The organism is Burkholderia stabilis, assembly GCF_001742165.1.
GTDB lineage: Bacteria > Pseudomonadota > Gammaproteobacteria > Burkholderiales > Burkholderiaceae > Burkholderia > Burkholderia stabilis.
In genome coordinates this window covers 2,346,485-2,373,285 of sequence record NZ_CP016443.1, presented here as the reverse complement: position 1 = coordinate 2,373,285, position 26,801 = coordinate 2,346,485, and the positions used below count along the sequence as shown (strand labels likewise).

General features: G+C 67.5%; 26 protein-coding genes and 1 pseudogene. 16 read left to right on the top strand and 11 right to left on the bottom strand.

What is annotated here, in order from left to right:
• Position 1: 1 nt before the first annotated feature.
• The 5 genes from BBJ41_RS28480 to BBJ41_RS28460 are packed head-to-tail and all read right to left on the bottom strand — an operon-like array spanning position 2 to position 4,587.
• Complete coding sequence (locus tag BBJ41_RS28480) at positions 2–1,246, bottom strand: acyl-CoA dehydrogenase family protein (protein WP_069749531.1); 1,245 nt, start codon at positions 1,244–1,246, stop codon at positions 2–4.
• A gap of 33 nt (positions 1,247–1,279) precedes the next feature.
• Positions 1,280–2,038: an SDR family NAD(P)-dependent oxidoreductase gene (locus BBJ41_RS28475; protein WP_069749530.1), complete on the bottom strand. Its 759-nt coding sequence runs from the start codon at positions 2,036–2,038 to the stop codon at positions 1,280–1,282.
• Between the two features lie 7 nt (positions 2,039–2,045).
• Positions 2,046–2,810, bottom strand: a complete 765-nt coding sequence (locus tag BBJ41_RS28470) for an SDR family oxidoreductase (RefSeq protein WP_069749529.1) — start codon at positions 2,808–2,810, stop codon at positions 2,046–2,048.
• Between the two features lie 51 nt (positions 2,811–2,861).
• A complete protein-coding gene (locus BBJ41_RS28465) occupies positions 2,862–3,893 on the bottom strand; it encodes a phosphotransferase (protein ID WP_069749528.1) in 1,032 nt (343 codons plus the stop codon).
• Between the two features lie 19 nt (positions 3,894–3,912).
• On the bottom strand, positions 3,913–4,587 hold the full coding sequence (locus BBJ41_RS28460; protein WP_069749527.1) for a histidine phosphatase family protein: 675 nt from the start codon (positions 4,585–4,587) through the stop codon (positions 3,913–3,915).
• A 194-nt stretch (positions 4,588–4,781) separates the two neighbouring features.
• Here BBJ41_RS28460 and BBJ41_RS28455 point away from each other — a divergent pair, with 194 nt between their 5' ends.
• The 3 genes from BBJ41_RS28455 to BBJ41_RS28445 all read left to right on the top strand — a co-directional run bounded on the left by BBJ41_RS28455 (position 4,782) and on the right by BBJ41_RS28445 (position 6,878).
• Complete coding sequence (locus BBJ41_RS28455; RefSeq protein WP_069749526.1) at positions 4,782–4,937, top strand: DUF3309 family protein; 156 nt, start codon at positions 4,782–4,784, stop codon at positions 4,935–4,937.
• A 124-nt stretch (positions 4,938–5,061) separates the two neighbouring features.
• On the top strand, positions 5,062–5,796 hold the full coding sequence (locus BBJ41_RS28450; protein WP_069750410.1) for a response regulator: 735 nt from the start codon (positions 5,062–5,064) through the stop codon (positions 5,794–5,796).
• Complete coding sequence (locus BBJ41_RS28445; RefSeq protein WP_069749525.1) at positions 5,793–6,878, top strand: ATP-binding protein; 1,086 nt, start codon at positions 5,793–5,795, stop codon at positions 6,876–6,878. The genes BBJ41_RS28450 and BBJ41_RS28445 overlap by 4 nt, the downstream gene beginning before the upstream one ends.
• 25 nt (positions 6,879–6,903) lie before the next feature.
• On the opposite strand, the gene BBJ41_RS28440 is transcribed toward BBJ41_RS28445, so the two are convergent.
• On the bottom strand, positions 6,904–7,590 hold the full coding sequence (locus tag BBJ41_RS28440) for a hypothetical protein (protein ID WP_069750411.1): 687 nt from the start codon (positions 7,588–7,590) through the stop codon (positions 6,904–6,906).
• Between the two features lie 296 nt (positions 7,591–7,886).
• Here BBJ41_RS28440 and BBJ41_RS28435 point away from each other — a divergent pair, with 296 nt between their 5' ends.
• From BBJ41_RS28435 to BBJ41_RS41695, 8 genes and pseudogenes are all read left to right on the top strand, one after another.
• Positions 7,887–9,152, top strand: coding sequence for an ABC transporter substrate-binding protein (locus BBJ41_RS28435; RefSeq protein ID WP_069750409.1), 1,266 nt, complete (start codon positions 7,887–7,889; stop codon positions 9,150–9,152).
• A complete protein-coding gene (locus BBJ41_RS28430; protein WP_236872079.1) occupies positions 9,136–10,095 on the top strand; it encodes a carbohydrate ABC transporter permease in 960 nt (319 codons plus the stop codon). Before BBJ41_RS28435 ends, BBJ41_RS28430 begins: the two co-directional genes overlap by 17 nt.
• Entirely contained in the window at positions 10,083–10,910 is an 828-nt protein-coding gene (locus BBJ41_RS28425) for a carbohydrate ABC transporter permease (RefSeq protein WP_069749524.1), read from the top strand. Before BBJ41_RS28430 ends, BBJ41_RS28425 begins: the two co-directional genes overlap by 13 nt.
• Before the next feature lie 10 nt (positions 10,911–10,920).
• Positions 10,921–11,955, top strand: coding sequence for an NAD(P)-dependent alcohol dehydrogenase (locus BBJ41_RS28420; RefSeq protein ID WP_069749523.1), 1,035 nt, complete (start codon positions 10,921–10,923; stop codon positions 11,953–11,955).
• 3 nt (positions 11,956–11,958) lie between these two features.
• Positions 11,959–13,152: an ABC transporter ATP-binding protein gene (locus BBJ41_RS28415; RefSeq protein ID WP_069749522.1), complete on the top strand. Its 1,194-nt coding sequence runs from the start codon at positions 11,959–11,961 to the stop codon at positions 13,150–13,152.
• 32 nt (positions 13,153–13,184) lie between these two features.
• A complete protein-coding gene (locus tag BBJ41_RS28410) occupies positions 13,185–14,120 on the top strand; it encodes an AraC family transcriptional regulator (RefSeq protein ID WP_069749521.1) in 936 nt (311 codons plus the stop codon).
• On the top strand, positions 14,117–15,583 hold the full coding sequence (gene xylB / locus BBJ41_RS28405) for a xylulokinase (RefSeq protein WP_069749520.1): 1,467 nt from the start codon (positions 14,117–14,119) through the stop codon (positions 15,581–15,583). The genes BBJ41_RS28410 and xylB overlap by 4 nt, the downstream gene beginning before the upstream one ends.
• A 5-nt stretch (positions 15,584–15,588) precedes the next feature.
• Positions 15,589–15,738 (top strand): annotated as a pseudogene (locus BBJ41_RS41695) (MerR family transcriptional regulator); the annotation flags it as partial.
• 7 nt (positions 15,739–15,745) lie between these two features.
• On the opposite strand, the gene BBJ41_RS28400 reads toward BBJ41_RS41695, so the two are convergent.
• The gene (locus BBJ41_RS28400; RefSeq protein ID WP_069749519.1) at positions 15,746–16,561 is read right to left on the bottom strand and encodes an alpha/beta hydrolase; all 816 of its coding nucleotides are present in this window, start codon (positions 16,559–16,561) and stop codon (positions 15,746–15,748) included.
• A 13-nt stretch (positions 16,562–16,574) separates the two neighbouring features.
• The gene (locus tag BBJ41_RS28395) at positions 16,575–17,867 is read right to left on the bottom strand and encodes an MASE1 domain-containing protein (RefSeq protein ID WP_069749518.1); all 1,293 of its coding nucleotides are present in this window, start codon (positions 17,865–17,867) and stop codon (positions 16,575–16,577) included.
• A gap of 309 nt (positions 17,868–18,176) precedes the next feature.
• Here BBJ41_RS28395 and BBJ41_RS28390 point away from each other — a divergent pair, with 309 nt between their 5' ends.
• Positions 18,177–19,133 (top strand): LAPAL motif-containing putative phage structural protein, encoded by a 957-nt coding sequence (locus BBJ41_RS28390; RefSeq protein ID WP_083281999.1) that lies wholly within the window; start codon positions 18,177–18,179, stop codon positions 19,131–19,133.
• A 43-nt stretch (positions 19,134–19,176) separates the two neighbouring features.
• Complete coding sequence (locus tag BBJ41_RS28385; RefSeq protein WP_069749516.1) at positions 19,177–19,614, top strand: GNAT family N-acetyltransferase; 438 nt, start codon at positions 19,177–19,179, stop codon at positions 19,612–19,614.
• A 22-nt stretch (positions 19,615–19,636) separates the two neighbouring features.
• Here BBJ41_RS28385 and BBJ41_RS28380 read toward each other — a convergent pair whose 3' ends face one another.
• The 3 genes from BBJ41_RS28380 to BBJ41_RS28370 form a co-directional block, all read right to left on the bottom strand.
• Positions 19,637–20,467: a peptidylprolyl isomerase gene (locus BBJ41_RS28380; protein ID WP_069749515.1), complete on the bottom strand. Its 831-nt coding sequence runs from the start codon at positions 20,465–20,467 to the stop codon at positions 19,637–19,639.
• Between the two features lie 301 nt (positions 20,468–20,768).
• Positions 20,769–22,703, bottom strand: a complete 1,935-nt coding sequence (locus BBJ41_RS28375; protein ID WP_069749514.1) for an SMP-30/gluconolactonase/LRE family protein — start codon at positions 22,701–22,703, stop codon at positions 20,769–20,771.
• Between the two features lie 521 nt (positions 22,704–23,224).
• On the bottom strand, positions 23,225–24,526 hold the full coding sequence (locus BBJ41_RS28370) for a dicarboxylate/amino acid:cation symporter (protein WP_069749513.1): 1,302 nt from the start codon (positions 24,524–24,526) through the stop codon (positions 23,225–23,227).
• Between BBJ41_RS28370 and BBJ41_RS40700 the strand changes: the two genes are divergently transcribed.
• The 3 genes from BBJ41_RS40700 to BBJ41_RS28360 all read left to right on the top strand — a co-directional run bounded on the left by BBJ41_RS40700 (position 24,507) and on the right by BBJ41_RS28360 (position 26,784).
• Positions 24,507–24,914, top strand: coding sequence for a hypothetical protein (locus BBJ41_RS40700; protein WP_156814883.1), 408 nt, complete (start codon positions 24,507–24,509; stop codon positions 24,912–24,914). The two genes, BBJ41_RS28370 and BBJ41_RS40700, sit on opposite strands and share 20 nt — an antisense overlap.
• A 158-nt stretch (positions 24,915–25,072) precedes the next feature.
• Positions 25,073–26,218, top strand: coding sequence for a glycosyltransferase (locus tag BBJ41_RS28365; protein ID WP_069749512.1), 1,146 nt, complete (start codon positions 25,073–25,075; stop codon positions 26,216–26,218).
• Positions 26,218–26,784 (top strand): hypothetical protein, encoded by a 567-nt coding sequence (locus BBJ41_RS28360; protein ID WP_236872078.1) that lies wholly within the window; start codon positions 26,218–26,220, stop codon positions 26,782–26,784. The genes BBJ41_RS28365 and BBJ41_RS28360 overlap by 1 nt, the downstream gene beginning before the upstream one ends.
• Positions 26,785–26,801 lie beyond the last annotated feature (17 nt).

Below are 26,801 nucleotides of genomic sequence, written 5' to 3'. Positions count from 1 at the left end.
GTCAGCCGCGCAGCGGCGGGGTCAGGTACGGCGCGGTCGAACCCGGTTCGCCGTTCTTGATCTCCATCCGCGCGATCGTCTGCAAGTGCACCTCGTCCGGGCCGTCGGCGAAGCGCAGCGCGCGGCCCCAGGTCCACAGATCGGCGAGCGGCGTATCGGGGCTCAACCCCGCCGCGCCGAACACCTGCATCGCGCGATCGCACACGTCCGTATAAACGGTCGGCACGAGCGCCTTGATCATCGAGATTTCCTTGCGCGCGGCCTTCGCGCCGACCTTGTCGATCATCCACGCGGCCTTCAGCACCAGCAGGCGCGCCTGGTCGATCTCGATACGCGAGCGCGCGATCCATTCGCCGACCGTACCGTGACGGTTCAGCGGCTTGCCGAATGCGACGCGCGACTGCGCGCGGTCGACCATCAGCTCCAGCGCGAGCTCGGCCGCGCCGATCGAACGCATGCAGTGATGGATGCGGCCCGGCCCGAGGCGCGCCTGCGCCAGCGCGAAGCCGCTGCCTTCCGCGCCGAGCAGGTTGCTCGCCGGCACGCGCACGTTGTCAAACGTGATCTCGCAGTGCCCTTCCGGCGCGTAGTGATTGACCACCGTGATGTTGCGCACGACCGTCACGCCCGGCGTGTCGCGCGGCACGAGGATCATGCTCTGCTGCTGGTGCGATTCGGCATCGGGATCGGTCTTGCCCATCACGATGAAGATCTTGCAGTTCGGATGCGCGGCGTTCGTGATGAACCACTTGCGCCCGTTGATCACGTAGTCGCCGCCCACGCGCTCGATGCGCGTCGTGATGTTCGTCGCATCCGACGACGCGACGTCGGGCTCCGTCATCGCGAACGCCGAGCGGATCTCGCCGCGCAGCAGCGGCAGCAGCCATTGCTCGCGCTGCTCGGGCGTCGCGAACATGTGCAGCAGCTCCATGTTGCCGGTGTCCGGCGCGTTGCAGTTGAACACCTCCGACGCCCAGCTCACGCGGCCCATGATCTCCGCGAGCGGCGCGTATTCGAGGTTCGTCAGGCCCGTGCCGGGCTCGTCGTCCTTCAGGTGCGGCAGGAACAGGTTCCACAGCCCTTCCGCCTTCGCGCGCTCCTTCAGCTCCTCCATGAACGACACGGGATAGTGCCCCGCGTGCACTTCCTCGTTCCACTGGCGGATGCGCGGCACGATGTGCGCGTCCATGAACGCGCGCACGCGCTCACGCAATTCTTCCACTTTCGGGGTGTAGCCAAAGTCCATGATCGACTCCTCGAGATTCCGTGTTGCGTTCGGTCAGAAGGCCGAGACACCGCCGTCGACGGCGACGGCCTGCCCGGTCAGATAAGTGTTTTCCTTCGCGCACAGCATCAGCATCGTCGCGACGATTTCGTCGGGCCGGCCGAGCCGCTTCATCGGCGAGCCCTGTGCGAGAAAATCCTGGCGGTCGCCGATCTCGCTGTCGGTGACCATCGGCGTCGTGCTGTAGAACGGGCACACCGCGTTCACGCGAATGCCGTGGCGCGCGTATTCGAGCGCGGCCGTCTTCGTGAGGCCGATCACCGCATGCTTCGACGCCGCATACGCAGCCAGCTTCGGCGCGCCGCCGAGCCCGGCCATCGACGCAACGTTCAGGATCACGCCTTCGCGCTGCGCGAGCATCTGGCGGATCTGGTGCTTCATCCCGAAGAACACGCCCTTCGCGTTCACCGCGAAGTTCAGGTCGAGATCGGCTTCGTCGGTGTCGATCAGCGCCTTCATCGGCGGTGCGATGCCCGCATTGTTGACGCCGACGTCGAGCCGCCCGAAGCGCGCGACGGCCGCCTGAACCAGCGCCGCAACGTCCGCTTCGACCCGCACGTCGCAGCGCTGCGCGATCACGTCCGCGCCGGCCGCGCGCAGCGGCGCGGCCACGCGTTCGAGCGCTTCGCCGTTCAGGTCGCCGAGCGCGAGCCGCGCGCCCATCGCGGCCAGCTCGCTCGCGAGCAGCGCGCCGAAGCCGCTCGCGGCGCCGGTGATCATCACGGCCTGCCCGGCGTAGCTGTCGATTTTCATCGCGCGCTCAGATCGTCAGGCCGCCGTCGACGACGATGCATTCGCCGTTCGTGTAGCTCGCTGCGTCCGACACGAGGTACAGCACGGTGCCGGCCATCTCGCGCGGCTCCGCGTGACGGCGCAGCGGAATCTTCGCCATCCAGTTCTCATAGATGTCCTTGTCGGCGAACAGCGCGCCCGCGAACTTCGTTTTCGTCAGCCCCGGCAGCAGCGCGTTCACGCGGATGCCGAGCGGCCCGCACTCCTTCGCGAACGCCTTCGTCATGTTGACGACGGCCGCCTTCGTGATCGAGTAGATACCCTGCCGGTCGCCCGGCTGCAGCGCGTTCACCGACGCCGTGTTGACGATCGCGCCGCCGCCGTGCGTCTTCATCAGCTTGCCGGCCTCGACCGACATGAAGAAGTAGCCGCGGATGTTCACGTCGACGGTCTTGTCGTACGCGGCGAGGTCGGTATCGAGGATGTGCCCGAAATACGGGTTCGCGGCCGCGTTGTTCACGAGGATGTCGAGCCGCCCGTGCTTGCCGCGGATGGTCTCGAACGTCGCGGCGATATCCTCCAGCCGCCCGACGTGGCACGCCAGCGCCTCGGCGCGGCCGCCGGCCGCGACGATCTCGTCGGCCACGGCCTGGCAGTCGTCGAGCTTGCGGCTCGACACGATCACGTGCGCGCCCTGCTCCGCGAGCAGCTTCGCGATTTCCTCGCCGATGCCGCGGCTCGCGCCCGTCACCAGCGCGATCTTGCCCGTCAGGTCGAACAGATTCGTTGCCATGTTGTTTCGCTCCTCCATTGATGGATTGTGTCGTGTCGTCGCCCGGCGGTCTCAGCGGTGCGCGTCGATCACGCGCACGGCTTCCTCGGCGAGCTTGCCGGCCATCGCGCCGACGCGCAGCGCTTCCGCGCTCGACGCATTGCCCTGCAGCGCGCGCGCCTTCACGCCTTGCGCGATCGACGCGAGCCGGAAGAAGCTGAACGCGAGATAGAAGTGCCAGTCGCGGATCGGTTCGATGCCGCGCAATTCGCAATAGCGCGCGATGATCTGCGCTTCGTCCGGCACGCCGAGCGCCGCGCGATCCAGGCCCGCGATCCCGCGCACCTGCCCGCCGGACGGCAACCGCAAGCACATGCAGAAATACGCGAGATCGGCGAGCGGGTTGCCGAGCGTCGACAGTTCCCAGTCGAGCACGGCCTGCACGCGATAGCCGTCGCGCGCGAACATCACGTTGTCGATCCGGAAATCGCCGTGCACCAGCGCCGGCCGGCCCGTATCGTCGGGGCATGCTTTCGGCAGCCAGTCGATCAGCGTCTCCATCGCGTCGAGGCGCTCCGTCTCCGCCGCGCGATACTGCTTCGTCCACACGCCGATCTGGCGCTCGAAGTAGTTACCGGGGCGGCCGTAGTCGGCCAGGCCCACCGCGTCGACATCGACGTCGTGCAGCGCGGCCATCGTCTGCAGCAACGCGTCGTAGCACACCGCACGATCGGCCTTCGGCAGTTCCGGCAGCGCCGGGTCCCAGAAGATCCGGCCGTCCTCGAAGCTCATCACGTAGAACAGGCTGCCGATCACGTCGCGGTCTTCGCAGAGGTGATACGGCCGCGCGACCGGCACCGCCGTGCCCGACAGCGCGCTCAGCACGCGGAATTCGCGGTCGACCGCATGCGCGGATTTCAGCAGTTCGCCCGGCGGCTGGCGGCGCAGCACGTAGCGGCCGCTCTTCGCGTGCAGCAGGAAAGTCGGATTCGACTGGCCGCCGGCAAACTTCTCCGTGTCGACCGGGCCTTCGAAGCCCGGCACGTGCGCTTCGAGGTAGCGCGTGAGGCGGGCTGTATCGAGTTGCTGGGAAGGGTTCGTCATCGTCGCGAGGGTTCGTGGGTCAGCCGTAGGTCCGCCACGTGTGTCGTGCGGGATCCTCGAGATGCGGGATGCCGTTGAACGACGCGAGGTGGAACGCATCGGCGTTGAAGAAAAACTGCGAAAGACTGCTGTTGCGGATCTGCAGGTTCAGCGCGATCGCGCTCGACGGCGGCGCGGCCAGCACCTGCTGCACGGTGACCGCGATCGGGCCGCCGGAGCTCACCGCGAGCACGCGCTGCCCGCCGCCGCCGCGGATCGCGGCGCGCGCGTCGGCGACGCGCTGCTGGAAGTGCGCCCACGTCTCGGGGGCCGATTCGCCGAGCTTGTCCTCGGACCACAGCTGCAGCACCTGCCGAAGCGCGCGGAAATGTTCCTTCATCGATCCGGCCGCGAGCCGCGCGATCTCCGGATAGTCGCTGGCGGCCGCCGCGAACAGCCCGTGGAAGTCGTATTCGTTCAGGCCCGGATGGCGGTCGACCACCACGCCTTCGCGGCCCATCCCGCGCAGGATCGCGTCGACCGTCTGCGCGTGGCGGTTCAGCGTGCCGCACATCACGCGGTCGAACGTCAGGCCCTGCTGCGCGAAGTATTCGCCGAGCCAGACGCCCTGCTGTTCGCCGGGCGCGGAAAGCCGGTCGTAGTCGTCGGTGCCGAACGACGCCTGCCCGTGCCGTACCAGAAAGAGTTCAGCCATCGCATGCCCGCCAGATCAGAAGGATTCAGCATAGCGAGCGGAGGTGCATTTTTGAAATTTATTTTCTGAATCGGTCGGTATTCATTTCGTGAATTCAAACGCTTTCGGCCCGACCGCGTTGGGAGACGCCGTCGGCGGCACGCGAATTGCGGCGCCAGCCACCGTCAAGTCGGCCACCTTCCAGGAGGAACGCGATGCTCGGTACGATCCTTATCGTCATACTGATTTTGGTGCTCATCGGTGCATTTCCTACATGGCCGCATAGCCGAAGCTGGGGCTATTGGCCATCGGGCTCGGTCGGGCTGATTGTCGTCATCGTCGTCGTGCTGGTGGTGCTGGGTCAAATCTGACGCACGACGCGACGGCTGGCCATCACGCACGGAGGCGCACGCCGTGTGCGCCTCCGCTCTGTGCACCAAACCGTGCGGTAGTATGGCGACTCGATGGAAACCCGATGGATCTGAACGAATGGCCCTGCCCGATACTTCGTCATCTTCCGGCGCCGGCCAGAGCGCCCAGGCGCTCGTCCTCATCGCCGAGGACGAACCCGAGATCGCCGAGATCCTGATCGCCTATTTCGCGCGCAACGGCCTGCGCACCGTGCACGCCGCCGACGGCCGCCGCGCGCTCGAACTCCACCTGTCGCTCAAGCCCGACCTCGTGCTGCTGGACGTGCAGATGCCGCACGTCGACGGCTGGAAGGTGCTCGCCGAGATCCGCCACCGCGGCGACACGCCCGTCATCATGCTGACCGCGCTCGACCAGGACATCGACAAGCTGACCGGGCTGCGCATCGGCGCCGACGACTACGTGGTCAAGCCGTTCAATCCCGCCGAAGTCGTCGCGCGCGCGCAGGCCGTGCTGCGCCGCTCGATGGCGGGCGCGCGCCAGGAAGAGCGCGTGCTGCGCGCCGCGCCGTTCGAGATCGATCTCGAACGCCACGAAGCGACGGTCGAGGCCGGCGGCACGCGGCACACGCTCGTGCTGACGCTGACCGAATTCAAGCTGCTCGCGCAACTGGCGCGCGCACCGCGCCGCGTGTTCAGCCGCGGCGAACTGATGGCCACCTGCCTGCCGGAAGGCGATGCGCTGGAGCGCACGGTCGACAGCCACGTCAGCAAGCTGCGCAAGAAACTCGACGACCTCGGCGTCGCGGGCGTGCCGGTGAGCGTGCGCGGCGTCGGCTACAAGCTGTGGAGCGGCGAATGAAGCTCGACGGGCTGAGCCGCCAGATCGCGCTGACGATGGGCGCGATGGTATTCGGCGTCACGCTGCTGCTCGTGCTGACGGCCTACGTGTTCTATTACCTGCTGTACACGTACCAGCCCTCGGCCTTCAACCTGTCGGACTGGACGCCGACCGGCCCCGAATGGGTCTGGCTGGTCGCGACCACGGCGGTCGGCCTCGCGCTCTCCGTGTTCGTGGCGACCCACCTTGCGGGGCGCATCCTCGAACCGCTCAACTCTGTGACGGACAGCATCCGCCGCGTCGCGCGCGGCGATCTCGGCGCGCGCGCCGTCGCCGGCGACCGTTCGCTGCGCGAAGCCGCGCTGCTCGCCGACAATTTCAATGCGCTGGCGAGCGAGCTGCAGCGCGTAACCGACGAGCAGACGTTCTGGAACGCGGCGATCGCGCACGAACTGCGTACGCCCGTCACCGTGCTGCGCGGGCGCCTGCAAGGGCTCGCCGAAGGCGTGTTCACGCCCAGCGAAACGCTTTATCGCAGCCTGCTCGCGCAGGTCGAGGGGTTGACGCGGCTGATCGAGGATCTGCGCGTGGTCAGCCTCGCGGACAGCGGCCACCTGAGCATCGAGATTCGCGAAACCGATCTCGCCCACGACGTGCACGCGGTGGTCGACGCGTTCGCGCACACGTTGCAGGCCGCCGGCCAGCATGCGACGCTCGATCTCGACACGCGGCGCATGTGCTGCGACCCGGTCCGCATCCGCCAGGCGTTGCTGGCGCTGCTGGAGAATGCGCGCCGCCATGCGGTGCCCGGCGCGATCCGGATCCAGACGCGCGTCGAAGGCGGGATGTGCCGCCTGCGCGTCGAGGACGACGGCCCCGGCATCCCGGCCGATTTCGCGGCCCACGTGTTCCAGGCGTTCCGGCGCGTCGACGATACGCAGCCCGGCGGCAGCGGCCTCGGGCTCGCCGTCGTCGCGGCGATCGCGCATGCGCACGGCGGCGAAGCCGTCTGCGTGCCGACCGGCGCGGGCGGCACGCGCTTCGAGGTGCAGTGGCCCGACAACCTCGTGCCGGCGCCGGCGCATCGGCGCTTTCCGGCTTAGCGCGGCTCCGCGCCTTTCCGCGCCGTTATGCGCGCGGTTCGTGCCCGACCTGTTCGAGCGGCGGGCTGAAGCCGAGCACCGTGTACTCCATCACGGACACCGTCCCTTTCCCGGCCGCGCCCCGCACGACCACCGCCCGCACGGCGCCGGCCCGGTCGAATTTCAGCTTCGTGCCGACGGTGGCATTACGCAGCGCTTCCAGCTCCTCGATCCGCGCGATCGCCAGCTTGCGCACCGCGCCGGAGACATACACGGGCAGGAACACCAGCGCGATGAAGATCGATACGGCGTCCTTCGACACGCTGTCGAGCATCGGCTGACCCGACAGCACGAGCGACAGCGACGTCGCCGCGACGAAGATCGCGAGCACTGTCGCGCCCACGCCGAGCGACGAGAACCGCTCGGCCGCCTTCTTCGTGCGCGCCTTCACGAGCGCGCGCGTGGTCGCGGACGTCACGAGCCATTCGTGCTGCGCGCCGTGGAACCCGGCGAAGCCGAGGAACAGCGTCGCGACGGCGCTCACCGCGATGCTGGGGTACAGCGCGTCGAACATCATGCAGACGAATTCGAGCGCGAACACGATGACGGGCGGCACCAGCAGCAGGCGGAACGAATAGCCGTCGCGGCCGTGCCCGCGAATCCACCATCTCACCGGCGCAAGCCGCCAGAAGCGGCTTTCCGGGCGAAGCGAAAGTTCGTCGTTGTCGGTCAATTTCCCACCTGTCGGATCCCGCGCCGTGTCGGCGCCGGCCGTGAATCGGCACGGCCGCAGCCGCATTCTCCCAGATGCGCGACGCAGCGAGAAAGGGGGCGCCGCCGGCCACCCGATTCCTTGCCGATTCTCTGCCCACCGACACATTTTTTGCATCGCACGATCAACCTTGAGCAAAAAGTATCGGTTCGCGATTTCTTTTGATGTGGTGAACGCATCGCCCCCGTCACACCATTGCTCCTGCCGTCACCGACGGCATTCGAACAAGCAGAATCAAGGAGACACGGGTGAACAAGATGCGAATCGTCGCAGCCTGCCTGCTGCTCGGCGCCTGTCTGCCGGGCGTCGCGGCCGCACAGGTCTGCAAGGTGCCGACCCTTCGGGTGCTCGCGCAGAAGAGTCTCGGCCTGTCGGTGATGGAGAAATCGCTGGCCGACTACGAAAAGAAGAACGGCACCAAAGTCGAGATCAGCTATTTCGGCGAGAACGACCGCCGCGCGAAATCGCGTCTCGACGCATCGACGGGCGCCGGCTCGTACCAGATCTACTACGTCGACGAGGCGAACGTCGCCGAATTCGCGTCGGCCAACTGGATCGTGCCGCTCCTCAAGTACTACCCGAAGGAATACGACTACGACGATTTCCTGCCCGGCCGCCGTGCGGTCGCGAGCTACAACGGCGTCGCGTACTTCGCGCCGCTGATCGGCGGCGGCGACTTCCTGTTCTACCGCCGCGATATCCTCGACGCCGCGCACATCCCGGTGCCGAAGACGCTCGACCAGCTCGTCGCCGCCATCAAGAAACTCAACGCGCCGCCGAAGCTGTACGGCTGGGTCGCGCGCGGCCAGCGCGGCTCGGGGATGAACGTGTGGCGCTGGTCGCCGTTCATGCTCGGGATGGGCGGCGCATGGACCGACAAGGGCGGCCAGCCCGCATTCGGCTCACCGGCCGCCGTGAAGGCCACGCAGCTCTACAGCGACCTGTTCAAGTACGCGCCGCCGGGCGCCGCGACCTACGACTGGAGCAACGCGCTCGAAGCGTTCCGCTCGGGCAAGGTCGCGTTCATGATCGAATCGACGCCGTTTGCGGACTGGATGGAGGATGCGGGCAAATCGAGCGTGGCCGGCAAGGTCGGCTATACGCGCCCGCCCGCGCCGCTGCCGTCGGCCGCATACGGTCACGGCTTCGCGATCTCGGCGGTCGGCGCGAAGGACGACTGCACGCGGATGGCCGCCGGCCGCTTCATCGCGTGGGCGACCAGCAAGGACCAGGAACAGGCGCGACTGCGCAACGGCGTGTTCAGCGACTACAACCGCACGAGCACGATCGGCAGCCCGTACTTCAAGCAGCACGTCGCGCCGCAGATCCAGGCCGGGCTGAACGACACCAACCCGGTCACGCAGGTGACGATCTGGCGCACGCCGCAGTGGCCGGATATCGGCGACAACCTCGGCATCGCGCTCGAACAGGTATTCACCGGCACGCAGACGGATATCCGCGGCACGCTCGACGACGCGGCCCAGTACGCGAAGGACGCACTCGAACATGGCGCTCGCAAATGACGGCGCCGGCGGACGCGCGCTCGGCGTCCGCCCGGCCCCTTCCGCACTTTCGGCCCGCCGCGGCCGCGCCCGCCGCGACCGCACGAGCCTGCCGTGGGTGTTCCTCGCGCCCACGCTCGCGCTGCTCGCGGTCCTGAGCCTCGTCCCGACAATCGCCGCGATCAATCTCGCGCTGCGCAACCGCGTGCTGCGCTACCCGGACAGCGAATACGTCGGCCTGCGCAACTTCGTGCGGCTCGCATCAGACCGGCGCTTCCTGAACGCGATCGAGGTATCGGTGCTGTGGGAAATCGTCACGATCGCGGGCGCGGTCATCGTCGGGATCGCGCTCGCCGTGTTCCTGTTCGAGCGCGTGCACGGCCGCTGGCGCCGCCTCGCATCGCTGGTGCTGATCCTGCCGGTGCTGCTGCCGCGCGTATCGGCCGCGTTCATCTGGAAGTTCATGTACGCGCCGCTCACCGGGATCCTGAGCTGGCTGCTCGGCGCGCTCGGCATCGAGAACACCGCCTTCCTCGCCGATCCGCATCTCGCGCTGTACGCGGTCGCACTCGTCGACGTGTGGCAATGGGGGCTGTTCTTCGCGGTCGTGATCCTAAAGCTGCTGGAGACGCTGCCGCCCGAGCCGCTCGAAGCCGCGCGGCTCGACTACGCGACCACCTGGCAGGTGCATGCGTACATCGCGCTGCCGATGCTGAAGGCGCCGCTCGTGAGCCTCGTGTTCATCAAGATGGTCGAATCGCTGCGCTCGTTCGACCTGATCTACGTGATGACCAAGGGCGGCCCCGGCATCGCGACCGAGACGCTCGATCTGTACGCGTACCAGCAGGGCATCGGCCTCGCCGGCAAGGTGTCCTACGCATCGGGCATGGCCGTGCTGATGATGGTCGCGACCACGCTCGTCTTCACGCTCATCTGGAAGAGGGTCAACAAATGGGACGACTGATCGCCCGCGGCGGCGCCGCCACCGTTTCGACCGTCGCGATCGCCGGCCTGATCCTGCTCGTCGCCGCGTTCCCGCTGTTCTGGGCGGTGCTCAATTCGCTCAAGCATCTGCTCGACATCGTCACGCCGACGCCGCGCTTCTTCTTCACGCCGACGCTCGCGAACTACGAACAGGTGCTGTCGAGCCCCGAGGTGCTGATCGGCCTCGGCAACAGCATCGCGATCGTCGGCGCGGCCGTCGCGATCGGCGCGCTGCTCGGCGTGCCGGCCGCGTATGCGATCGCGCGCTACCCGGTGCGCGGCAAGCGCGACATCCAGTTCTTCCTGCTGTCGCTGCGCTTCCTGCCGCCGGTCGCGGTCGCGCTGCCGCTGATCGCGATCTGGGTCGATCTCGGGCTGTACGACACGAAGCTGTCGATGATCGTCACGTACCTGCTCGTCACGCTGTCGACCATCACGTGGCTGTCGATCCCCGTGTTCCGCCGGCTGCCGCGCGAGATCGAGGAAGCGGCCGCCCTCGACGGCTACGGGCCGTACGCGGTGTTCTGGCATATCGCGCTGCCGGTGTGCGCGAGCACGCTGCTCGGCGGCATCGTGTTCAGTTTCGTGCTGGTCTGGAACGAACTGATGATCGCGCTCGCGCTCACGTCGTCGCGCAGCGCGACGCTGCCGGTGGTCGCATCCGCGTTCACGTCGCTCGGCCAGGAAGTGCCGTGGGGTGTCATCAACGCGTCGACGGTGCTGCTCGCGCTGCCGCCGCTCGTGTTCGTCGGCATGCTGAGCCGGCTGCTCAATTCGATGGTCAAGGGAAAATAAGGAGGATGTGTTGAAAGCCCTCGTACTCGAACGCACGCGCGAGCTCGCGCTGCGCGACATCGACCTGCCGCAAGAGGTCGGCCCCGGCGACGTCCGGATCAAGGTCCATACGGTCGGCGTCTGCGGCAGCGACGTGCATTACTACGTGCACGGCGGAATCGGCCCGTTCCGCGTCGACGCGCCGATGGTGCTCGGCCACGAAGCGTCCGGCACCGTCGTCGAGACCGGGCCCGGCGTCACGCACCTGCGCGTCGGCGACCGCGTGTGCATGGAGCCCGGCGTGCCGCGCCTCGACTCGCCCGCGACGCTGCGCGGCCTCTACAACCTCGACCCCGACGTGCGCTTCTGGGCGACGCCTCCCATACACGGCTGCCTGACGCCGTTCGTCGTGCATCCGGCCGCGTTCACGTACCGGCTGCCCGACAACGTGTCGTTCGCCGAAGGCGCGATCGTCGAGCCGCTGTCGATCGGCCTGCAGGCCGCGAAGAAGGCGGCGATGAAGCCCGGCGACATCGCGGTCGTGATCGGCGCGGGCACGATCGGCGCGATGACGGCGCTCGCCGCGCTCGCGGGCGGCGCCGCGCGCGTGATCCTCGCCGACGTCGTGCCCGACAAGCTCGCGCTGTTCGACGGCAACCCGGCGGTCACGACCGTCGACGTGCGCGCGCGGCCGCTCGCCGATGCGGTCGCGGAAGCCACCGGCGGCTGGGGTGCGGACGTGGTGTTCGAGGCGAGCGGCAGCGCGAACGCGTATGCGGGCCTCGTCGACCTGATGTGCCCGGGCGGCTGCGCGGTGCTGATCGGCATGCCGGTCGATCCGGTGCCGCTCGACGTGGTCGCGCTGCAGGCGAAGGAAGGCCGCATCGAATCGGTGTTCCGCTACGCGAACATCTTTCCGCGCGCGCTCGCGCTGATCGCGTCCGGCGCGATCGACGTGAAGCCGTTCATCTCGCGCACGTTCCCGTTTTCCGAAGGCGTGCGCGCGTTCGAGGAAGCGGCGAGCGGCCAGCCGCGCGACGTCAAGATTCAGATCGAAATGGATTGAACCATGGCCCAGATCACCTGCAAGGCTTTGTCGAAACACTACGACGGCGGCCCCGCCGTGCTGCACCCGCTCGACCTCGAGATCGCCGACGGCGAATTCATCGTGCTGCTCGGCCCGTCCGGCTGCGGCAAGTCGACGATGCTGCGGATGATCGCGGGCCTCGAGGCGATCACGGGCGGCGAGATCGTGATCGGCGACACGGTCGTCAACGACCTGCCCTCGCGCGAGCGCAATGTCGCGATGGTGTTCCAGAACTATGCGCTGTACCCGCACATGACGGTGTACGACAACATCGCGTTCGGGCTGCGGCGCCTGAAGGTGCCGGCCGACGAGATCGACCGCCGCGTGCGCGACGTCGCGCGCATCCTGGGCCTCGACGCGCTGCTCGAGCGCCGCCCGCGCGCAATGTCGGGCGGCCAGCAGCAGCGCGCGGCGATCGCGCGCGCGATGATCAAGACGCCCGCCGTGTTCCTGTTCGACGAGCCGCTGTCGAATCTCGACGCGAAGCTGCGCACGCAGTTGCGCGGCGACATCAAGCGGCTGCACCGCCGGCTGAAGACGACGACGCTGTACGTCACGCACGACCAGCTCGAAGCGATGACGCTCGCGGATCGCGTCGTGCTGATGCGCGGCGGCCACATCGAGCAGATCGGCACGCCGGCCGAGCTGTACGGCCAGCCGCACACCGTGTTCGCCGCCGGGTTCGTCGGCACGCCCGCGATGAATTTCGCGGCGGGCACGATCGAGCGCATCGGCGCGAACGTCCTGCTCGACTGCAACGGCGCGCGCTGGCCGCTCGCGTCGCCGCGCTTCGCACGGCTGCAGGACGGCCAGCAGGTCAAGGCCGCGATCCGCCCGAACCACCTGCGGCTCGTGACTGAAAACGATCTGACCCCCGGCGTGCTCGCGCTGACCGGCACGGTCGAGCTCGTCGAGCTGCTCGGCGCCGAGGCGCTCGTGACGCTGGACTGGCGCGGCCAGCCGTGCGCGGCCCTCGTACCGGCCCCGATGGCCCCGGCGCCGGGCGCCGTGGTAGCGTTCCGCTTCGACGAAGAAGCCCTGCATCTGTTCGACACCGGCACCGAGCGCAACGTCGCGCTGCCGGATGCGAACCCGATCGCGCACGCAGCGCCGCCGGCTGCCGCGACGCGCGCCACGCCGCCAGCCGCGACGGGCTGGTCGATGTCCCGTTCGTAGCGCGCCGGCCCGACCCGCACACGGAGCACACGATGAACCCGGATCTCGAGATCGTTCCCACCCACCGCGACGAATCGTTCCGCGCGTGGATTCACGACTATCCGCATTCGGTCGCGAAGTGGCACTTTCATCCCGAGTACGAGATTCACCTGATCCAGGCGTCGCACGGCAAGGTGTTCGTCGGCGACCACATCGGCGATTTCGGCCCCGGCAACCTGATCGTCACCGGGCCGAACCTGCCGCACAACTGGGTCAGCGAGCTCGCCGACGGCGAACGCGTGCCGTCGCGCGACGTGGTGCTGCAGTTCTCGCGCGACGCGATCGAGAAAATGGTCGACGCGTTCAGCGAGCTGCAGCCGGTGATCGAGCTGATCGACGATGCGTCGCGCGGCGTGCAGTTTCCCGACCGCGTCGGCATCGAGGTCGCGCCGCTGATGTTCGAACTCGCGAACGCGCACGGCTGCCGGCGCGTCGAGATCCTGATGTCGCTGTTCGACCGGCTGTCGTCGTGCCGCGAGCGGCGCGTGCTCGCGGGCCCCGGGTACCGCAGCGATGCGCAGCACTACATGTCGTCGACGATCAACCAGGTGCTGTCGTACCTGCAGCAGAACCTGCCCGGCATGCTGCGCGAGACCGACGTCGCCGCATTCGCCGGCATGAGCGTCAGCACCTTCACGCGCTTTTTCCGCCGTCATACCGGCTCGTCGTTCGTGCGCTACCTGAACCGGCTGCGCATCAACGAAGCCTGCGAGCTGCTGATGTTTTCCGACCTGACGGTGACCGACATCTGCTACCGGGTTGGCTTCAACAACCTGTCGAACTTCAACCGTCAGTTTCTCGCGATGAAGCAGGTGCCGCCGTCGAGGTTCCGCGCGCTGCACCGCCTCAACGAACCGCATGACCGCGACGACGCGCCGCCCCCGCGCCGCGCGCCGCCGCGCGCCCCAGACAGGATGCTTCATACGTGACTTTTCTCGGCATCGATCTCGGCACGTCCGAGGTCAAGGTTCTCCTCACCGATGGCCAATCGGTGCCCCTCGCGACCGGCTCGGCCACGCTGTCGATCAGCCGGCCTCATCCGCACTGGTCCGAACAAAGCCCGCAGGCGTGGTGGCACGCGATGCTCGACGCGATCGCGTCGGTGCGCGCCGCGCACCCGGCCGGCTTCGCCGCGCTGCGCGGCATCGCACTGTCCGGGCAGATGCACGGCGCGACGCTCGTCGATCGCGCGGATCAGGTGCTGCGCCCCGCGATCCTGTGGAACGACACGCGCGCCGGCACCGAATGCGTCGAGCTCGAGGCGCTGGTGCCGGAATCGCGCGCGATCACCGGCAACATGGCGATGCCGGGCTTCACCGCGCCGAAGCTGCTGTGGCTCGCCAAGTACGAGCCCGCCGTGTTCCGCGCGGTGCACAAGGTGCTGCTGCCGAAGGATTACCTGATCTGGCGGCTGTCCGGCGAATTCGTGTCCGATCTCTCCGACGCGTCGGGCACGCTGTGGCTCGACTGCGCGCGCCGCGACTGGTCCGACCGGATGCTGGCCGCCACCGAGCTGTCGCGCGCGCAGATGCCGCGCCTCGTCGAAGGCAACGCCGCCGCCGCGCAGTTGCGCGATGCGCTGCGGCGCGAATGGGGCATCGCCGGGCCCGTGACGATCGCCGGCGGGGCCGGCGACAACGCGGCGTCGGCGATCGGCATGGGCGTCACGGGCGCCAGCAGCGGCTTCCTGTCGCTCGGCACGTCGGGCGTGCTGTTCGCCGGCAACGACCGCTTCGCGCCGAACCCGGACGCCGCGGTGCACGCGTTCTGCCACTGCGTCGAAGGGCGCTGGCACCAGATGAGCGTGATCCTGTCCGCCGCCGCGAGCCTCGATTGGCTCGCCCGCGCGCACGGCACGACCGCCGGTGTGCTGGCCGCGCGCGCCGAACGCGCCGATCCGGCCCGCGCGCCGGTGTTCCTGCCGTATCTCGGCGGCGAACGCACGCCGCACAACGACGCACATGCACGCGGCGTGTTCTTCGGGTTGACCAACGAACACGATACGCACGACCTGGCCTACGCGGTGATGGAGGGTGTCGCGTTCGCGATGGCCGACGGTTACGACGCGCTGCGCACGGCCGGCACCACGCTCGACGCCGTGTCGTTCATCGGCGGCGGTTCGAAGAGTGCGTTCTGGGCGCGGCTGTGCGCGAATGCGACCGGCATTGCGATGCATCGTCATGCGGATGGCGCGGTCGGCGCGGCCTTGGGCGCCGCGCGTCTCGCGCGACTGGCTGCGACGGACGACCCGCTCGCTGCAGTCTGCGTTGCGCCGTCCGTCACGGAGACGGTCGCACCCGATCCGGCTTCGGCCGATCTGCTGGCGGGGCGGCTCGCGCGGTACCGGCGGTTGTATCGTGCGCTGCGGGATGAGTTCGCGTACGGCGACTGAGCGGTGACGAAACCATCATCCTGTGCCCGGCCAATCACATCCCGCCTGCGCGCGTGACGCCTTACGCGGGCGCGCCCGGTTACGAAGCCGTCGCCACCTGCCTGGCGTCGCCCGAGATCCGCGAGCGGATTGCACGACGGCCGGACGCAGCGTAGTCCGGCGTCAGGGTTCCAGCCGCCCCATCCTACGCGCCATCGCCGGGCTCACCGCATGCACCGGATCGAAGCCGAAGAATTCGAGCACATGCCGCGCGACGTCGTCGCGATCGTTGTCCGCGCAGATCATGTGGTAGCTGTTCTCCAGCACGATGCCGCGCGCGTCGGGCATCTTCTCCAGCAGGAAATCGGCCGAGCGCAGGCTCGTCAGTTCGTCCTCGCGCGCATGCAGCACGAGCGTCGGGCAACGCGTGCCGGCCGCGGCCTCGAGCGCCCAGTCGCGCATCCGGTCGACCTGGCGCACGCACGCGAGCGGCACCCACGCGTAGTGGAAACTGTCCTGCCGCTCGAACTTCTTCTTCACGATCGCGCGGATCGTCGCGTTCTTGATGCCGAACGGCTCGCCTTCTTCGACGCGCATCCGTTCGGCGACGCCCGGCACGCGATACAGCACGTGCCGCAGCCCGCGATACCACGGCGTCGACCAGCCGTCGATGAACATCGGCGTCGCCAGCAACGCCAGCCGGCCGCGCGCATGCTGCACGCGATGACACAGCAGCAGCGCGACCAGCGCGCCCATGCACATGCCCGCGACGTGCAGCGTGTCGTATTCGCGTTCCAGCGCGCGATACTGCCCGATCACCGCGTCGAGCCACGCCTCCGCGCGCACGCCGACCAGATCCTCGGGGCGCGTACCGTGCCCCGGCAGTGTGATCATATGCGTGTCGGCGCCCGCGCGCCGCATCGCCTTGTGCAGCGCACCGAGATCGTATTGCGTGCCGCCGAGCCCGTGGATCAGCAGCACGCCGGTGCGGCCGGTCATGACGCGCTCCCGCTCATTCTTCCGCCGGCCACACGCGCTCGATCTGCCAGACGCCCGCGACCACCGTCACGTCGACGTTCGAATCGAGCAGCGGCGCGCCGTGGTCGGTGATCGTCTGCGTACTGCCGTCGCGCTGCACGACACGCAGCGACAGCGATGCGCGATCCTCGCCCGCGATCTCCGCGTGCCAGTACTCGCGCAGCGCATCGCGGTCGCCGGGCTGCACGCGCTCGAGCACGAGCGGCACGCTCGCGATCTGCGCGGCATCGACGCCGACGCCGAACACGCGCTCGACGTCGCCGCTCCATTCGATCCGGCCCGATTCCGGATCGAGCACATACGCGATCTGGCCGGCGCTCGCGAGCGCGAGCTCCATGTTGTTCTGCAGCACCGCCGCATGCTCGTGCACGCGCTCGCGCGTCGTCTTCAGCGTGCTCACCGTCAGCACCAGCAGCGACGCGACCGCCAGATAGAGCTGCGCCTCGAGCAGCGAGCTGCCGTAATGCTCGTGGAACGACGCGAACGGGCCGTCGCCCTGCGCGGTCTGCTCGATCACGAGCAGCGCGAGCACCAGCACCGACGACGAGCCGGCGCGGCCGCCGAGCAGCAGCGTCACCGCGACGGTCAGGAACAGCGGGATGTAGGTCAGCGCGAAGCCGGCGCCCGTGCCGAATTTCTGCGACGTGTCGCCATCGAAGATCACCAGCGCGACGATCACGAGCAGCACGAACGCGACGATGCCGAGCATCAGGTCGAAGCGCTCGTGGTCGCCCGAGCGGTGCGCGCGAAAGCGCGACCACGATGCGAGCACCGGCGTGACCAGCAGCACGCCGACGAAATCGGATGCCGCCCACACGGACCACACGTCGAAGAACGGCGCGCCCTTCACCGTCGTGTACCACGCCGCGCCGCCGATCGCGCCGACGACGCCGGCGATCAGCCCGGCGAGGATCACCGAGCGCAGGAAGTACAGCCCTTCGAGCGAGAAGCGGATACGCCGCACGAGCCACACCGCGAGCGCGGACGCGCCGACCTCGTCGACCGTGAACAGCGTCGCGTTGACGAGGTTGCCGTGCTCGATGCCCGTCAGCGCGAGCTGCGCGACGAGGAACGCGCCGGCCAGCGTCAGCCAGTCGCGCGTCGGCCTCAGCATGAACGCGCCGACCGTCACGCCGGCGGGCAGCCAGATGTAGCCCGTCAGCCGGACGGGGCCGTTGAACTCGTGCGAGATGTAACCGGTCGCGAGATACAGCGCCGCCCAGAGCAGCGCGGCGACGAGCCCCGGCCGCGATCGTTTGGTGTCCATCGGGAATCCCTGTGTGCTGCGCCTGCGGCCTGCAGGTGCGCGATGTGCGAATGATATGCGGACGCGGCGGGCGGGGGAATACCGGGTGCCGGAGGCGCATTCGGGGCGCCGGCATGCCCGCAAGCTGACGGTTGTGACCGGGAAAATATCGGAAAAGTTCGTGGCTTGCCGGACGCTATCGGGACACGTCCGCCTGCCGTCTTGTCCGGATGGCCAAAATCGCGTGCAGCCGGTCGTTCGGCCCTACCATGAAAGACATTCGAAAGCGCTCGTTTCGGGTATCGTCCACTTCTCCAGCCCACATCCCGCATGTCTACACATCATGGAAACAGTCCCGGCCCGGCCGATGTCGGCCCCTTCGATGCAATGAGCCGATTTCGCGTCACGTACGACGGGCCCGCGCTCGAATCGTCCGAGATGGACGTGCGCGAACTCGCGCCCGCGCTGCTTGCATTCGGCGATTTACTCGACGCGTCGACGCGCGCACTGTGCGGCGATCAGGTCCGGCCGCAGGTGAACGTGCGCGGCAGCTTCAAGACCGGCAGCTTCGGCATCGACTTCACGCTGGCGACCTCGCTGCTCGGCCGCATGCGCGACATGCTGAGCGGCAACGAAGGCACGGCGCTCGCCAATGCGGTCACGATCCTGACCGCGCTCGGCATCGCCGCACCCAAGGCGCGCAAAGGGCTCTTCGCCGTCCTCAAATGGCTGCGCGGGCGCGAGATCCGGCAGGTGCGGATGCGGGACCATACGGCGGTGCTGCAGGTCGAGGGCGACGAACTCGAAATCGACCTGCCCGTCCTCACGCTGCTGCGCGACGTCCGCGTTCGCCACGCAACCGCGCAGGTTCTCGCGCCGCTCGCACGCGAAGGCATTGAGATTTTCGCGGCTGGCACCGATACGGAAGTGTTCGAGACGGTCGCCCGCCACGAAATTGCGTGGTTTCACGCGCCCGAGCCAACCGACACGCTCCTGCTCGACGAGCATCGCAAGATGGCGTTCTCGATCGTGTCGCTCGCGTTCAAGGACGACAACAAGTGGCGGCTGTACGACGGCACGTCGACGATTCATGCGGCGATCACGGATGCCGGCTTCCTGTCGCGCGTCAACAACAGCCAGATCAGCTTCAGCAAGGGAGACGTGCTCCTGTGCAATGTCCGTATGCAGCAATGGCAAACTTCGGACGGGGCAAAAACCGAATACGAAGTCACGGATGTCCTCGAACATCGCCCGGCCGGGTTGCAGATTCAGTTGCCCGGCCTGTGATCCGCGTCGAAGTCCAGGCGCTCAACGCCCCCTCTCGTCCATCATGAAACCGATGATCCGTCTGCGCGCTGCCTCGTTGGAAGACATGCCGTTCCTGCTCGCGCTGCGCAAACTCACGATGACCGAGCACCTGCAACGGGTCGGCGAACCGACCGACGACGACGCGCACGACCAACGCATCCGCGCGCACTTCGACGATGCGTTGATCGTCTGCGAAGGCGCCGAAGCGATCGGCCTGCTCAAGGTGACGCGCGCCGCCGACGAATGGCACGTGCATCAGATTCAGATTCTCCCCGCCCGCCAGGGCCGGGGCATCGGCGAGGCCGTGCTGCGCGAATTGCTGAGCGACGCGGCACGCGAGAACGTGCCCGTGTCGCTCAGCGTGCTGCACGGCAACCCGGCGCGGCGCCTCTACGAACGACTCGGCTTCCGGCCCGCAGCGGAGACGGAAACGAGTACGAGCCTCGTCTGGCGCGCGTGACGCTTCACGTGTCGACGCGGCATTATTGCGTGATCTTCGCGTCCTTCAGCAAATTGCCGATCATCTGCGCGCTCGCCTTCTCGACGGCGATCGCCTGCAGTTGCTGCTGAAGCGCGGGCTTCGCGGTCTCGAAGCCCGGTACCTGCGTCGGCCGCTTCGCATCCAGCTTCACGATTGCGCGCACGCCGTCGACCGGAATCGAATCCTTCGTCGCGGCGCCGACCGTCAGCTTCTCGATCGCCTGAGCAACCGGCAGCGGCAACCCGCCTGTCTTACCCTCCGCCGCCGGCGTGTGGAAGCTTACCCACGGCAGCTCGCCGCCGGTATCGCGGCTCGGCGCCATGCTGTACTGACGCGCCAGCCCCTCGAACGACTTGCCCGACTTCAGCTCGCTCAGCACGGTCGCGGCCGTCACCGGGTCCTTGACGACGATCAGGCGCGGCTTGTATTCGTTTTTGCCGAGCGCCGCGACGAGTTCGTCGTAACGCGCCTTGACCTGCTCGTCGGTCACCGGCTCGGGCTTCACGTTGTCGCGCAGGTACAGCTGCACCTCGGCGTTCACCTTCGCCTGCTGCACCGCCGCCTTGACCTCGGGTTTGTCGCCGTAATTCGCCTTCTCGGCCGCCTGCTGAACCAGCACGCGCGTGATCAACTGGTTCTTGATCGCCTGGCGGACCTGCGGCGAATCGGGCTGCCCGGACGCGCGCAGCAGCGTGTCGACGTCCGCCTGCGTGATCGCCGTGCCATTGACCGTCGCAACGGCCGCGGCCGTCTGCGCATGGACGGGGCCGCTCAGCACGCCGGCCAGCGCGGCAATCAGCAACAGGCGGTTCGGTGTCGTTTTCTTCATCATCGTTTCGTCGCTTCGGGCTCAAAAAACGCGGCAGGGGGTTGCCGCGCAAGTTCTCACGTGCGCGGGCAGCCGCTGCCCGCGCCGCTGTCATTGTGCCCGGAACCGGATTCCTGCGTCGGGACGTTGGGGAAGGCCGCCCGAGGCGGCGACGCGCGCGTTGCACGCGCGTTCCGTCACGCGCGCGGATACGCGCGCCCGGTGCGGAACCCCCGCGACGGCGCGACGAACGCCGTCGTCGCCTCGCCAGCGCGCCGCCGGCGCAGCGGCCGGCATGCGCGGTCGATGCCGGCCGCTGCCATCGTCAAGGCGTCCACCGATACACGGTGATGCTGTTTCCCTTCACGTTGTTCTTCGTCACCACGTACTCGCCGTTCGAGCGGCGAAACGCGCGGATGCTGTACATCGCGTCGATCGCGCTGCTGGTGTCCACGGTCGCGGGGCTCGCGTTGACCAGCGTGGTGTCGAGGCTGCCCGTCGTGAGGTTGAACGCGTCGACGTTCGGCCACAGCGGCCCGCTGCTGCTGAACCAGTAGCCGACGAACAGGTGGTTGCCGGCCGCGTCGATCGATTTCGCGCCGCTGTGCGGCAGCGTGATCACCGGGTCCGGCCGGGTCGTGTTGCCCGCGCTCCAGCCGTGATACACCTCGATGCGCGTGCCGATCGACGTCCAGTCGTTGGTCCCGACGGCGCCCTGCGCGAGCACCATCGTGTCGCTGTCCGCGAGGTAGACGATGCGCGTCAGCGGCTGAATGCTGGCGGGAATGCGGGTCGCGACGCCCGGCCCCCACGACGGCTTGCCGCTCGCGTCGAAGCCGGTCAGCGGGTAGTGGGTGATCGCGCCGGTCTTGTCGAGGCCGGCCCACACGCCGCCCTTGCTGTCGATGCTGAAGCCGCCCGTCACGCGCTGCGTCGTGTTGAACGCGGGGCCCGGGATCGATCCGTCCGGAATCGCGATGTAGCCGTTCGCCGCGTTGAAATGGAAGAAGTACAGGACCGGCGGATTCTGGCCCGCCGCGACGAGAATCCGGTTCGCGCCGACCGACGTGAGCAGCCCGAAATGCTCGTCGCGCTGCGTGTCGCTCATGTTGATGCGCGGGTCCGACGGGTACGCGAACGGATCGACGGTGTTCGCGACGAACGTGCCGCCCGCGCCGCCGCTGTAGATGTGCGTGCCGCCATAGAACAGCGCGCCGTCCGTGACCGGGTCCGGCGCGGCGATGCCTTCGAAGTTCAGCGACTGCAGCGTCCAGCGCAGGCTGCCGGCGCTGCCGTACGCATGAATGTCGGTCGCGCCGTTGCGGCCGAGATCCCAGCTGCCGCCCCACGGGTTGTTTAGCACGTAGAGGTTGCCGCCGGTGTCCTTGCCGAGCCCGGCGATGCGCGTGAAGCGCTGCGCGCCGACCTGCCCCTTGATGCCGGTCGTCGTGTCGAGATAACCGCCGCGCACGCCGAACGTGCCGGCCAGTGCGGGCCGGCCCGACACCGCATAGCGTTTGATGTTCATATCGGGGCCTTCGTCGCCGACCAGCAACTGCCCGGCCGCCGCATCGAAATACAACGCCGACGGCTGCGACCCGGCCGGCATCCGGATCGTGTTCAGCAGCGCGCCGGCGGGGCTGAAGCCGACGACCGAGCCCGCACGCTTCTGCGCGACCCACACGTTGCCCGCGCCATCCACCGCGAGCGCGCCCGGGCTCGACACGTTGATGTCGCGCTGCCACACGCCGTCGGTGGTGAACACCCGCACGCGATTGCCGTAGAAGTCGCTGGCATAGAGCAGCGAGCCGGCCGTCGCGAGCCCGGTGACGACGTCGATACGCGGCTGGTTGGTCGCCGCGCTGACCTGGATAACGCGATCGCGATACTTCGTGGCGCGGCTGTAACGCCCGACCGCGCCGCTGCCGTATGTTTTCCCGGGCTGCAATGCGACGAACAGCGACGTTGCGTTGCCGGTGATCGCGCTGCCCTGGAATTCGGAATGCGTGCCGATCGAGCCGACGCTCTTGCCGTTCTGGTAGATCGCGACGCCGCCTTCGTCTTCGTCCCACATCGACGCCGTATAAATGACGCCTTCGGGCGCGACCCACATCGAACGCGCGACATTGCCGACGTGGGCCGCCAGCGTGCCGTACGTGTTCGCGAGCCAGTCGGTAGTGTTGCGGGCGGGCGTGGCAGGCGCAATCGCGGCGATCGCCGCGGCGAGAAGCGCGGCCTGAATGCGTTGTCTGGCGACCATGACGGATGCTCTCCTGAATGATGCAAACATTCACATGAGGGGTCGGCCGGCCAGACGGCTTGACATCCGCGATCCGTAAATTCTTCCCTGAATCATCTGGCGCAGTCGGTAATTGCGTGCCGCGTGATGCCGATAATGAGCAGGGCGAGAATAGCGCTATATAAATCGAAAAAAATTGCGGACCGTCCGGTTTGCGCGGATACGCATTTCACCGGTTCGGCTTCGCGCGCAGCGCCAGTGGAAGCGGCGCGCAACGACGCGACAGTGAATGTTCACTCGCGCATTCGATCGGGAATGGGGAAAGTCAGGCCGTCGCCTGCGGGAATATCGCCGCGCGTTCGACGACGATATATTGAAACTGAAAATGCCTTTTGCGGAGAATCGGCGAACGCCGCCGCCGGTCATGCTGCATCACCGCATCAAAAACAAATCGCCGGCCCGAATCCGTTGCGGATCCGGGCCGGCGATCATCATTTACCGTGCAGGCAGGCCGCGTGCCGTTGCGGCCGCGTTGCCGCGCATCATGCCGATGCCGACGTCTCCGGCACCTTCACCTGCATTGCGCGCCCGCCGTCCGGATCGTCGTCGCGCGGCTCGTCGAGCTGGCCTTCCCACTTGGCGACGACAGCCGCCGCGATCGAGTTGCCGACCGCATTGGTGGCCGAGCGCCCCATGTCGAGGAACATGTCGACGCCCATGATCAGCAGCAACCCCGCTTCGGGCATGTTGAACTGGTTGAGCGTCGCCGCGATCACGACCAGCGATGCGCGCGGCACGCCGGCCATCCCCTTCGACGTCACCATCAGCAGCAACAGCATCGTGATCTGCGTGCCCAGCGGCAAGTGGATGCCGTACACCTGCGCGATGAACAGCACCGCGAACGTGCAGTACATCATCGACCCGTCGAGGTTGAACGAATAGCCGATCGGCAGCACGAAGCTCGAGATCTTGCGGTTCACGCCGAAGCGGTCGAGCGCGTCCAGCAGCTTCGGATACGCGGCTTCGGAGCTCGCCGTCGCGAACGACAGCAGGAACGGCTCGCGGATCAGCCGGATCAGCGTGAACGCGCGCTTGCCGAGGAACGTCACGCCGGCGAGCGTCAGCACGCCCCACAGCAGCGCGAGCGCCAGATAGAAGCTCGCCATGAACTTCGCGAACGTGAGCAGGATGCCGAGCCCTTCGGTCGTGATCGTCGACGCCAGCGCGGCGAACACCGCGACGGGCGCGAACCACATCACCGCGCTCGTCACGCGCAGCATCACTTGCGCGAGATCGTCGATCACGCCGGTCAGGCGCTTGCCCGATTCGCCGAGCGCGGACAGCGCGGTACCGAAGAAGATCGAGAACACGACGATCTGCAGGATTTCGTTGTTCGCCATTGCCTCGGCGATCGATTTCGGCACCAGGTGGACTACGAAATCCTTCAGCGTGAACGCACCCGTCTTCAGGTTGAGGGTCGCATCGGAAGCCGGCAACGGCAGGCTCAGGTGGCTGCCCGGCTGCAGGATCGTCGCGGTCAGCAAGCCGAGCAGCAACGACGTGAACGACGCGATGAAGAACCAGCCGAACGCCTTGATGCCCACGCGTCCCACCGCGCTGCCGTCACCCATCTGCGCGATGCCGACGGTCAGCGTCGCGAATACCAGCGGCGCAATGATCATCTTGATCAGGCGCAGGAACACGTCGGACAGCAACGATACGTAGCCCGCGACTTCCTTGGCCATCTTCGGGTCGGGAAACGCGCTGTGACACGCGTAACCCACTGCGATACCAAGAATCATCGCGACAACGATGTACTTGGTAATGTTGTGCTTCTTCTTCATTAGCAATCCAAATTACAAGGCGTGTGTTTCCAACGGCTGGCGAATCATTCGTGCCCGGCTGCGAACCGAAAACCATGCCGCAATGGGCGCGACGCGCCCGCTTCCGGCGGTCGCCATGGCGGACAGGGGGGGCATTCTAACGCAATTGGTGCACCTGCTTTCAAATCTGAAAGCAGGTGCGGGTTATCTGCGTCCATCCCGCACAGGAAAGGCACGTTTTGTCGCGATCCCGCCGAGCGGCGCGAACGGGCGTCGGGCGCTTCGACCCGGCTTCGATCCGGCCGCACAGACCGCCCGCGCCGACAAACGGCGACACAGGCTGACGATCGCGACACATTCTCACAAAGATGCGCAGAGCTCGACACTACGCCACGTAACCAATCTGTAATATTACGAAATGTTTCGTGTTGCCGGCGTGCCCGGGCGTCATCGCGCCATCGCACGCCGGGAACGCGCAACCGTGTTCGAGTCGTTGTTCCAGACAGGGCGAGTCGTTCGTTTCATAAGCAGTCCTCCCAATGAATCGACGGGAAAACCGGCATCGTGATGAACATTCTGTACACCAACTTCCATGGCGACTACGGCGGCGGCCAGGATACCTACGTCCGCGATCTCGCCGCCGAGATGAGCCGGCATCACCGCGTGACCGTCGCGTCGCCGGAAGGAAGCCGCCTGTCGCGACTGTTGAAGGACAACCCCGACGTGGCCATCTTCGACATGGAATTCAAGCCGCGCTGGAACCGGCTGTACACGGAGCTCGCCCGGCTGCGCCAGCGGATCGCCGCCGAGCGCTTCGACATCATCCACGTCAACGGGTCCGCCGATCATCGGCAGGTGATGCTCGCGCTGCTCGGGTGCCGACATCGGCCCGCGGTCGTCCTCACCAAGCACAACACGTATCGCGCCGACAGCTTCGGCAATCTGCTGCGCGCCCGGCTCGCGACGGATCACACCATCGCGGTCAGCGACTACGTGGCGAGCATGCTCGCGCTGCGGTCGCCGTACGGCAAGGTCACGGTCGTCAAGCACGGCGTGCGCCGGCCGGCCGCGGAGCGACTGGCCGGCGACGAGATCCGCCGCCGCAAGATCGCGCTGTTCGGGCCGTCCGGCGCAAACGCGATCGTCCTGGGCAGCAGCGCCGGCACCGCGCCGGAAAAAGGCTGGATGGACCTGATCGCGGCGCTCGGCCGCCTGCCCGAACGCGAGCGCGAGCGATTTCGCGTGCTGCTGGTCGGCGCGGAGCCGTCCGGCGAGCAGCGCGAGCAGATCGCGCGGCACGGCATGGCGTCGCGCACCGCGTTCACCGGGCGGATCGACGACGTATCGGCTCCGTTCTCGATCATCGACGTGTCGTTCGTGCTGTCGTACCACGAGAGCCTGTCGTACGCGTGCCGCGAAGCGATGTCGCTGGGCTGCCCCGCGATCGTCACGCGCGTGGGCGGCCTGCCCGAAAACGTCGAGCCGGGCGTGGACGGATGGGTCGTTCCGCCGCGCGAGCCCGAGGCGATCAAGGCGATCCTGCGCGCGATCGTGCGCGAACCGGGCTGCGTGCGCGCGATGGGACGTTGCGCGCTGCTCAAGGGCGACCGCGAGTTCTCGTTCGACAAGTTCGTCGACGCCACGTTGTCCGTCTATCAAAAGTCGATCCGGCACAACCCCGATCGCTGGGTGACATCCATGAGGTCCTTGTAATGGCAATGAATATCTGGAAGAAGTATTGGGACCTGCGGACGCAGGAGTGTCCGTGCGACGTGCACTTCGTCGAATGGCTGGAATCGGTTCGTCTCAACGGCATCCGCATCTATCACTTCGGCACGGGCGGCCACCACTACGTCGGCACGGAATGCGCGCGCCCGCACCTCAACAACACGGTGTTCGGCGTGACGGCGTCGCCGAAGGAATACAAGTCGTACGTCGATCTCGTCACGCGGCAACCGGAGGTGAGCAAGACCTACCTGGCCTATTTCGGCGACATCTATACGAGCAACTCGGACCTGCTGCCGGCATTCGACGTCGTCACGCTGTTCCACCTGTGCGAATTCCGCGACGAGGCCAACAGCCGCTACGGCGCGCAGACCGACGCGGAAGTGCTCGAGCTGTTCGCACGTCATACCGCGCGTGAAGGCCATCTGCTGTTCTACAAGGGCTCGTCGGCCTACCGCAAGGCCGAGCCGATCATCGAGCAATGGGCGGCGAATGCCGATTTCACCGAGATCGGCGACTTCAAGACCCTGCGGATCTTCCGCAAGGCCGCGTAATCGCGCGTCTTCGCGGC